The sequence below is a fragment of the Salinicola sp. RZ23 genome (genome assembly GCF_003206675.1).
Lineage (GTDB): Bacteria > Pseudomonadota > Gammaproteobacteria > Pseudomonadales > Halomonadaceae > Salinicola > Salinicola endophyticus.
On record NZ_PZJK01000015.1, the window covers coordinates 401660 to 410894 of the forward strand.

Annotated in this window: 9 protein-coding genes; all 9 read right to left on the reverse strand. The window is 65.0% G+C overall.

Annotated elements, in window-relative coordinates:
• Positions 1-23: 23 nt before the first annotated feature.
• The gene (locus tag DOM67_RS16705; protein WP_110677968.1) at positions 24-1385 is read right to left on the reverse strand and encodes an undecaprenyl-phosphate glucose phosphotransferase; all 1362 of its coding nucleotides are present in this window, start codon (positions 1383-1385) and stop codon (positions 24-26) included.
• Between the two features lie 94 nt (positions 1386-1479).
• On the reverse strand, positions 1480-2076 hold the full coding sequence (gene cysC / locus DOM67_RS16710; protein ID WP_110677969.1) for an adenylyl-sulfate kinase: 597 nt from the start codon (positions 2074-2076) through the stop codon (positions 1480-1482).
• Positions 2077-2144: 68 nt separating this feature from the next.
• Positions 2145-3077, reverse strand: a complete 933-nt coding sequence (locus tag DOM67_RS16715) for a KpsF/GutQ family sugar-phosphate isomerase (RefSeq protein WP_110677971.1) — start codon at positions 3075-3077, stop codon at positions 2145-2147.
• Between the two features lie 381 nt (positions 3078-3458).
• Complete coding sequence (locus DOM67_RS16720) at positions 3459-4022, reverse strand: HAD hydrolase family protein (protein WP_110677972.1); 564 nt, start codon at positions 4020-4022, stop codon at positions 3459-3461.
• Positions 4022-4867 carry a 3-deoxy-8-phosphooctulonate synthase gene (kdsA, locus tag DOM67_RS16725; protein ID WP_110677974.1) on the reverse strand — a complete coding sequence of 282 codons (846 nt, stop codon included), beginning with the start codon at positions 4865-4867 and terminating at the stop codon, positions 4022-4024. The genes DOM67_RS16720 and kdsA overlap by 1 nt, the downstream gene beginning before the upstream one ends.
• Entirely contained in the window at positions 4867-6084 is a 1218-nt protein-coding gene (locus tag DOM67_RS16730; RefSeq protein ID WP_157958890.1) for a hypothetical protein, read from the reverse strand. The genes kdsA and DOM67_RS16730 overlap by 1 nt, the downstream gene beginning before the upstream one ends.
• Positions 6077-7144, reverse strand: coding sequence for a glycosyltransferase family 4 protein (locus DOM67_RS16735; RefSeq protein WP_110677978.1), 1068 nt, complete (start codon positions 7142-7144; stop codon positions 6077-6079). The genes DOM67_RS16730 and DOM67_RS16735 overlap by 8 nt, the downstream gene beginning before the upstream one ends.
• A gap of 4 nt (positions 7145-7148) precedes the next feature.
• On the reverse strand, positions 7149-8339 hold the full coding sequence (locus DOM67_RS16740) for a hypothetical protein (protein WP_157958964.1): 1191 nt from the start codon (positions 8337-8339) through the stop codon (positions 7149-7151).
• A gap of 7 nt (positions 8340-8346) precedes the next feature.
• Complete coding sequence (locus DOM67_RS16745; RefSeq protein ID WP_110677982.1) at positions 8347-9078, reverse strand: sulfotransferase family 2 domain-containing protein; 732 nt, start codon at positions 9076-9078, stop codon at positions 8347-8349.
• Positions 9079-9235 lie beyond the last annotated feature (157 nt).

Below are 9235 nucleotides of genomic sequence, written 5' to 3' on the forward strand. Positions count from 1 at the left end.
GATGAGGGGTCAGAAGCTCAGGGTCAGTAGGCGTTCTGACCGGTGAAGCCCTTGAATACGGTGAGGAAGATGATCTTGAGGTCGAGCAGCAGCGACCAGTTGTTGATGTACCAGAGGTCGTGCTCGACCCGGCGCTGCATCTTGTCCAGGGTGTCGGTCTCGCCACGATAGCCGCACACCTGGGCCCAGCCGGTGATGCCCGGCTTGACCATGTGCCGCTGCATGTAGGACTCGACCAGATCCTTGTAGTAGTCGTTGTGTGCCAGGGCGTGCGGGCGCGGGCCGACGATCGACATACGCCCCTGCAGCACATTGATGAACTGGGGCAACTCATCCAGCGAGGTACGGCGCAGAAAGGCGCCGACCCGGGTGATACGCGGATCGCGCCGGGTCGCCTGGGAGATCTGGCCGGCGGACTCCTGGTGCACCTTCATCGAGCGGAACTTGTAGACCTGGACATCGTGGCCATTGGCCCCGGTGCGCAGCTGCTTGAACAGCACCGGCCCCGGCGACGACAGTTTCACCGCCAGCGCACAGGCCAGGCACACCGGCGCAATCAACAGCAGAATCAAGCCACCGATCACGATGTCCTCCAGCCGTTTGGCCCACTGCGCGCTGCCGGCGATGGGGCTGACACTGAGATCGAAGGCGTGGTTGCCGGCGACCTGGCTGACCCGATGGTTGAGCAGCGGAATATCGGCGAAGTGCGGGATGAAGCGAATCTCCAGCGGCAGATGGCGCAGGTTGTACATGATCGCCCTGACGTGGGCGCCTTCGGAGACGGGCAGGCAGATCCACACCTCGTCGGCGCCCGACCTCTCGACCCGCTGGGCCAGGTGGCGCGGCGTCTTCTGGCTGCGCAGCACCCGCGCACGGCAGATGCCGGCGAGCGCATAGCCCTGCTCGCGGTGGCGACGCAGCGAGCGTGCCACGTCGAGCAGGTTCTCCTCGGGGCCGACCAGAAACACCCTGCGCCGGTTCTTGGCGCTGGCGTTGTGGTAGAGCGTCAGCATCATCAACAGCGCCCGCGAGGCGCACACCAGGCAGAACGACAGCAGGAAGGTGAACACCAGCCACTGCCGCGACACGCTGTCGGAGAGCTTGAACAGATAGAGCAGGCTGGCGATCACCGCGAACACCGCCACCCATACCCACAGCAGCCGATAGACACGACTGCGCAGCCGGGTCGACCGCCACTTGCTGTAGCCGCCGCCGAACAGATTGATCAGCACCACCGCCAGTGCCACCAGCACCAGCACCAGCGCGTTGCCGCTGTCGAGCCGCGCGGTGGCGAAACGCACCTCGCTGGCCAGCACGCCTGCCAGCACTATGGCCATCACATCCATCAGCGGCGCCAGGCGCCGGACCGGATTCAGGCTTTTCATTTTGGTTCTCCCTTGAACGCGTGGTTCACCCTGAACGCGTGAGTCTCCACGAACCCGCTTGCCTCACCGAGCGCAGCTGTGACCGTTATCCGCGTCATACGCAGCGCCGACGCGCGAGATAGTCGACCACCTGCTGCGCCATCACAGCCGGCGAGCGGCTGCCATCGTTGTGCAGATGCACTTCGGGCGCCTGAGGCGCCTCATAGGGCGAGTCGATGCCGGTGAAGTCAGCGATCTCGCCGTCCCGCGCGCGCCGATAGAGCCCCTTGGGGTCCCGCGCCTCGCAGGTCGCGAGCGGGGCATCGACGAACACCTCGATGAAGTCCCCCGCCGCCAGGCGCTGGCGTACCGCACCCCGCTCGCTGCGAAACGGCGAGATGAACGCCGACAGCGTGATCACCCCGGCATCCACGAACAGCCCCGACACCTCGCCGATGCGCCGCACGTTCTCGACCCGATCGGCATCGGAGAAGCCGAGATCGCCGTTCAGCCCCTGGCGCACGTTGTCGCCGTCGAGCAGGTAGGTCAGCTTGCCGAGTTGGTGCAGCCGCTCCTCGACCAGCCCGGCGATGGTCGACTTGCCGGAGCCGCTCAGTCCGGTGAACCAGAGCAGGCAGGCGCGCTGGGCGTTGAGCGCCTCGCGCTGCGACCGATCCACGCGATGGGCATGCCAGACGGTGTTGTCGCTCATGCAGGCGCCTTTTTTCCTGCCCTGCACTTCCTTGCCTTGCACTCCCTTGCCCTGCATCCCCGCGTCCCTCATTTCTTGAAAACGCCGACCAGGCGCTCGTTGTCGAACACCAGCAGTGCGCCGATCTGCTTGCTATCCATCAGCGCCAGCGCATCCTCCACCCGGGCGGTGGGCGCGATCCGCGAGGCCTGGGGCGTCATGAAATCGAACGCCCGGCGCGTGAACACACGCTCGCCGTACTTCTCGATCGCGCGGCGTAGATCACCATCGGTGATGATTCCCCAGCGCTCGCCATGGCGAACCACGGCCATGCCGAGCTGGCCCCGGGACATCGCCTGGATCACGTCGAGCACCTGGGCGTCGGCCTCGACCAGCGGCAGGTTGTCGCTGCGCATCTCATGCTCGACCCGGCTCAGCAGACGCCGCCCTAGCGAGCCGCCGGGGTGGAAGCGAGCGAAGTTCTCTGGCTGAAAATCGCGCGCCTTCATCAGTGTCACCGCCAGCGCATCGCCCATCGCCAGCGTGGCCGTGGTCGAAGAGGTCGGCGCCAGCTGCAGCGGGCACGCCTCCTCCAGCACGCCGATGTCGAGATGGCTGTGCGCCGCCTGCGCCAGGGTCGAACCCGGGCTGCCGGTCAGCCCCACCAGGTAGTTGCCGTTGTCCTTGAGGAAAGGGATCAGCTTGACCACCTCCTCGGTCTCGCCGGAGTTGGAGATGGCAAGGAAGACGTCGTGCTCGGTGACCATGCCCAGGTCGCCGTGGTAGGCCTCCCCCGGGTGCATGAAGAAGCTCGGCGTGCCGGTACTCGCCAGCGTGGCGGCGATCTTGCGCCCGACGATGCCGGACTTGCCCATGCCACACACCACCACCCGCCCCGGGGTACGCAGGATGGCGTCGACCGCGGCGATCAGGTCGTTGTCGAGCTTGCGGGAGACTTCGAGCAGGGATTCGGCTTCCTTGGCGAAGACCTGCCGGGCGGTATCGAGATAGGTCAGATTCATAGGGACCTCCATGTGTCTCATGACCGACTGCATGACCGTTTTGATGGCCCGCGACAGCGATGGCCGGCCGCGCGACGACGTGCCCGACCCGACATCGGGCAAGGCAAGCCGCACCGGCGGCGCAGGCATCTGCTGGTGTAGCGCGGGATAGGGCTGGATGAGTGCCGGATAGCGCTGAATCAGCGCGAACGTATCAAGTCACTAGTGCAGGGGCGTCGCCCTGCCGTTCTGGTGGCCATGCCGAGTGAAAACCTCAGCATTGCCTCAGCGATACCGCCGCCATCGGGCGATGGCGGCGGCCCCCTCGGCACCCGTTGGCGCCTGGCGCCAAGGGATACACGGGGTCAATGGGGTAAGTAGGTGCCCTGCGTGGCCGAATGACTACTGGACCAGATCCCCCAGGGCGTCATCGTCCTCGAGCAGATGGGCGTACATCTCGGCCAGGGTCAGGCCGCGGGCCGAGAGCAGATCCTCGGCGATCTCGCGCGCCACGCCGCGGCCGCCAAGGCTGGCGGTCACGTGAGTCGCGGCCTCGCGCACCAGCGGATGGGCGTCGGCCGGGGCATAGGCGACCCCCACCCGGCGCATCACCGGAATATCGATGATGTCGTCACCGGCGAAGCCGATACGCGCCGGCGGAATCTGCCACTCGGCGCTGATCTGGGCGATCGCTTCCAGCTTGCGGCTGAAGCCGAGCTTGATCACATCCATCCCCAGCTGGGTAGCCCGGGTGAGCAGCGGCTGGCTCGACTTGGCCGAGAGCACCCCGCTCTTGATTCCATGCTGGCGCAGCAGCCCCACCGCCACGCCGTCGCGGACGTTGAAAGGCTTGAGCGCCTCGCCCTCGGGGCCGATCAACAGCGTACCGTCGGTGAGCACGCCATCGACGTCGAACAGCATCAGCTCGATGCCACCGCGGGAATCGGCGTGGACACCGGCGGCCATCAGCGGATCTCCAGCGTGGGGAACCCCTTGACCAGATCATCGAGCGCCTTGATCTGGGCCAAGAACGGCTCGAGCTTGTCCAGCGGCAGCGCACTGGGACCGTCGCAGCGGGCACGATCCGGGTCCGGGTGCCCTTCCAGGAACAGCCCCGCCAGTCCCACGGCCATGCCGGCGCGAGCGAGTTCCAGTGCCTGGCGCCGGCGTCCGCCGGAGGCCTCACTGGCGGGATCGCGGCGCTGCAGACTGTGGGTGACATCGAAGATCACCGGGGCATTGCCGCTGGCGTCCATCATCTCGCGGAAGCCGAGCATATCGACCACCAGGTTGTCGTAGCCGAAGCAACTGCCGCGCTCGCACAGCACGATCTGCTGGTTGCCCGCCTCGGCACACTTGTCGACGATGTTCTTCATCTGCGCCGGACTCAGGAACTGCGGCTTTTTGACGTTGATCGGGCGGCCGGTACGCGCCATCGCCACCACCAGATCGGTCTGGCGGGCGAGGAACGCCGGCAGCTGGATGATATCGGCGACCTCGGCCACCGGTGCCGCCTGGGCGACTTCATGCACGTCGGTGATCACCGGCACGCCGAACTCGCGCTTGACCGCGGCGAAGATCTCCAGCCCTTCGTCCAGACCGACACCGCGGAAGGAGTGGATCGAGGAGCGGTTGGCCTTGTCGAAGCTGGCCTTGAACACATAGGGGATGCCCAGCTTGCGCGTGACCTCGACATAGGTCTCGCACGCCTTCAACGTACTCTCCCTGTCCTCGAGCACGTTGATGCCACCGAACAGCGTGAAAGGGGCATCGTTCGCAACCGTCAGACCGGCAATGGGTACGGATTTCATCAAGCTACCTCGCTTCGATCCAAAATGGGCAATCTGGCTCTTTCCATCAGCTTGGCGAAGTTCGCCTCGCTGAACGGAGTATCCCGAAAATAGTCTTCGTTCACTAGGTAATGGTCGACATAAGCTGCCAGGCGGCGCTCGTCGAAACGCGCATAAAAGGTGTTGCCGAGAAAGGTGACCGGCTTGTCGAGAAGTTTGGCTTCGAGCCCCACGGTGGAGTTGATCGTCACCACCGACTCGGCCCCCTCGAGCAGCCGGAAGGTGTTCTCGTTGACGATCCTGAAGCCGTGCTCTCGGCGCAGCCTGGCCAGAACCGCCGGGATCGCCTGATTGATCTCCGCCGGATGCGGCTTGATCACCAGCGCAAGCCCCCTCTCCGCCGCGATCTGGATCGCCCGCTTGAGCCCGTCGATCACGCTGCCCTGGGGGTAATTGAGAATGATCTGGGCATCGGTGCTCACCTGCATCGGAAAGAACAGATAGGGCGTCTGCCAATCCATGGTGTCGAGCGCGACGTCATCGGCCTTGCGCAGCTTGGCCAGCTCCGAGAGGCCATAGGCGTTTTCGCCAGCGAGCCCGAGCAGTGCCTCGAGCCGGCAGCCAGCCACCTGCACGCACTTCTGCAGCACCGTCTTCAGATCCAGCTTGCGCGCCTGCCCGATCACGTGCTTCTGCATGCGCGCCTGGGTGTAGTCACGCTTCCAGCGGCGGAAGGCGTCGAGGTCGACCGCATAGCCGTCGAGCAGCTCCACATGGGCGTAGAGATAGGACTGCATGTCGGTGCCCTGGGGATCGGCGAAGGTCTTGTTGCCGATATTGCCGTAGCCCGTATAGAGCACATCGATCCCCTGGGCCCGGGCGTGAGCCGCCAGTGCCGACTGCGACGCCAGCCGACCGCTGGGGAGGATGTAGAGCTCCCAGCCGTGGCGCGGCTGCTCACGCTCGATGAAGTCGGCGAAGCCCGAATAGACCCGATCCGCCTGGCGTTGCGTCAGCCGCCCTGTCTTGATGCTGAAGTTGTCCTCGCGGCAGTGCCGGCCACGCCCGCGGCGCGGCATGAACACCGTCTCGCGCTTGAGCTTCAAGTAGACGTACATGATCAGATTGTTGGCCACGAAATCGACACGGCACGCCTGCCCGCCGGGGGCGGCGAAGACCCGCCTGAAGAAGCGGTAGTCTTCCGGGTTGGAGATATTGATCAGGATCCGACTATACATAGCACTGCTCGCTTGCGCGGTAGAGTTTGAGAAGCGCCGCATTCATGCTGGCGGGCGAGAATTCACGCTCGTAGCGCTCCCGACAGCGACGCCCCATGGCTTCACGGTCGCTCGCCTCGAAGCGCGCCAGGGCGGCGTTCAACGACGGCGTGAAGTCGTCGAAATCGAACACCTGGCCGGTCTCGCCATCGCGCACCAGCTCCGGCAGCGCGCCGCGGTTGGAACAGATCACCGGAGTGGCATTACGGTAGGCCTCGAGCACTACCAGCCCGAATCCCTCCCAGCGGCTGGGCACGATCAGCGCCTTGGCCCGGGCGATCAGACCATCGAGGCTGGCATTGTCGAGCCAACCGAGCATTTGCATGTTCTGCTTGGGCGCGAACGCCGCCCCGGCATCCACTACGCTGCCGCCGACCACCTGCAGTTCGCCATGGGCTTCACCCCAGCTGGCGTAGAGACGGTCGAATCCCTTCTGGCGGTCGAAGCGTCCGATGAACAGGTAGAAATCCTCCTTGGCGGCGCCGACACGGGAGTCGCGGGTGTCGCGCACGCAGTTCTTGATCAACAGCGTGCGCTCGCCCATGCCCGCCTCGTTCAGCAGCGTCTGCTCATATTCGGAGATCGCGACCACCGCATCGCTGCGTGCGTAGAGCGCGCGCTCCACCCACTGGATACCGCGGCGCTTGAGCCCGCCGACCCGATGCGGATCGAAGGCGACCCCGTGTGGCTGGTAGACCAGCTTGGCACCGCGCAGCGACAGCGGCAGCAGGCGGCAGACGAGTCCGGCGAAGGTACTGTGTACATGGACCACATCCGGTGTCTCGGCCGCCAGCGCCGCCGACAGACACGCCGCCAGGTGGCGCAGCCGCTGCGGGCGGCTCTCCCCGGGGAAGCCGTGGATGCGCACCGCTGCCCCCAGCGCGATCTCCTCACGCTGTGCCGCCGGCAGCACCAGAGAGACCCCGCTGACATCAGGATGGCGCAGCTGCTCGCCCGCGACATTGTTGAGATAGGTGGCGATGCCGCCCGTCACCGTCTCGCATACATGCATGATTTTCATGAGATCACTCGCTGAAGGAGAGCATTACCAGCAAAGAAAAGATGATGAAGGTCGGCACCAGAACCAGCGCCGCATCGGAGAAGGTGGCCACCCAGTACATGACGCAGCCGATGCAGGCACTGCGGCTCACGGGGCGCGAGGGGTCGAACAGACTGCGCGCCATCACCACGTTGGCGAAGAACAGCAGAAACGGCAGCAGGCCGATCAGCCCCACGAACTCGGCGATCGAGACGTAGGGAATCTCGTAGGACCAGTAGAGTGGCGTGTGCGAGATCAGGCCGGCGTCGAAGAAGTACTGCAGGTACCCCGCCCGTCCGCCCAGGTCGCTGTCGAACAGGAAGGTGATGTCGCGGCCCATCAGCCCCAGCAGGCCGACGATGCCCGGCACCACCAGGCACAGCGCAAAGCAGATCAGGATCAACTTCTTGACCGAGATGGCGCGATTGAAGAGCAGATATTCGAACACGCAGTAGACCAGCAGCAGCGCCCAGGCGGTGCGTGACAGTGTCAGCATGATCGTCAGCATCAGCCCCAGCACCCACAGCCGGCGGGTCTCGATCACGCTGTAGAGCGGTAGCAGCATGATCATGCACACGGCGTAGATGTTGCCGTTGTTGTAGGTCGAGAAGAGTTTGAACAGCCCCCCGCGATCGTTCATCTTCGCCTCCAGCGTCAGCTCCGCCCCGTAGGTGGTTGTCAGCATGGGGATCGAGAAGTACTGGCCGGTGGCGATCTTGTAGAGGAACAGCGCCAGCCCGAAGACGATGGCGAAGCGGATGCAGTGGCGCAGGCAGACGAGCAGATAGGCGATCTGCGCCGGCCCCAGGCGTTTCGACCAGACGTAGAAGAAGATCGGCACCACGATCAGTGCCATCACGTAGCCGAAGTAGATGCCCACGCTGGCAATGCCGTTGAGCAGCGTGACCGCCAGAAACAGCAGCCAGAACGGCACCAGCAGCCACAGATAACAGGCGTAGCGGTCCTGGCGGAAGAGCTGGCCACTACCCAGCATCGCCTTGAGGAACAGGATCGGGAACGTCAGCACGATCAGCAGATAGATGGTATTGAGCGGAATGCCACCGAGGGCGACACCCGACTTGGGCAGCGCGATGGCGAAGATCGCCACCAGCGCCACGAAAACGCGCTTGGCATCGATGACCAGCATGTCTCGGGTCCGTGAGTACGAAGGGGTCATGCGGCGCTCAGGGCGTGTAGCCGAAGATCTCGAAGTCGCGCCGGTAGAGGCGCGCCGCGATCACTGTCAGCTCGCTGTCGTAGTAGTCGCGATAGTCCCGGCGCGCGGTGGCGTTGACCACCGCCAGCGGCACCACCCGGCCGATGCGCAGATCGGCGGCGATACGCCGGTAGTCGGCATCGATATTCTCGTAACGCCCGACATAGTCGACCAGCGGCTGGCCCTGGGCGTCGCACAGGAAATCGGCCTGGGGCCGGAAGTGGATCCAGCGCATCACCCGGCGGCGGTAGCGCGGCCGTGAGTCCAGTCGGCGCAGGAACTCATCGAAACCGGAGACGCCGCGCAGATACTTGTCGCGGAAGGCGCGGTCGTAGCGGCCGATGCCGCCCTTCTCTAGATAGGCGTAGGCGGAGACCAGACGGTCCAGCGGATGACGCACGAAGCCGAACTTGTAGTACCGCGCGAAGCGTTCGGCATCGAAGCGGCGGTAACGCTCCGCCGGGTCGTGGCCGTGGGCCGGCACCCCGAACAGCGCCTGGAAAATACTGTTGCCGGCGGTCTTGGGCACATGCACGAAGACCACATCGTTGTTCTCCTCCTGCTCGGAATAGGGGTCGACCAGGTGACGATAGAGGCGATCCCTCACCTCCAGCGGCAGACGGTCGTTGAGGCCCAGGATCAAGGATTTGGCCAGGGGGCTCTTTTTCAGACGATAGCGGGTCTGGATCAGCAGGCTCATGGCGCTCCCGTCGATGAGTGATCGCAGCGTGAATCGATGCCCCGGCGGCGTCGGGCGACGCGCCGGGGGCTTGACATGGCGGTGGGGTTTGGCAGCGTGTCGGCGCGGGTCAGTCACCGATGCCGCGCAGAACGGTACGCAGGTCCTTCGCTTCCCA

Coding starts and splice junctions, on each gene's coding strand:
- kdsA (WP_110677974.1), bottom strand. CDS start 4,867: ATGAAATCCGTACCCATTGCCGGTCTGACGGTTGCGAACGATGCCCCT.
- DOM67_RS16740 (WP_157958964.1), bottom strand. CDS start 8,339: ATGACCCCTTCGTACTCACGGACCCGAGACATGCTGGTCATCGATGCC.
- DOM67_RS16745 (WP_110677982.1), bottom strand. CDS start 9,078: ATGAGCCTGCTGATCCAGACCCGCTATCGTCTGAAAAAGAGCCCCCTG.
- DOM67_RS16705 (WP_110677968.1), bottom strand. CDS start 1,385: ATGAAAAGCCTGAATCCGGTCCGGCGCCTGGCGCCGCTGATGGATGTG.
- DOM67_RS16720 (WP_110677972.1), bottom strand. CDS start 4,022: ATGGCCGCCGGTGTCCACGCCGATTCCCGCGGTGGCATCGAGCTGATG.
- DOM67_RS16715 (WP_110677971.1), bottom strand. CDS start 3,077: ATGAATCTGACCTATCTCGATACCGCCCGGCAGGTCTTCGCCAAGGAA.
- DOM67_RS16735 (WP_110677978.1), bottom strand. CDS start 7,144: ATGAAAATCATGCATGTATGCGAGACGGTGACGGGCGGCATCGCCACC.
- cysC (WP_110677969.1), bottom strand. CDS start 2,076: ATGAGCGACAACACCGTCTGGCATGCCCATCGCGTGGATCGGTCGCAG.
- DOM67_RS16730 (WP_157958890.1), bottom strand. CDS start 6,084: ATGTATAGTCGGATCCTGATCAATATCTCCAACCCGGAAGACTACCGC.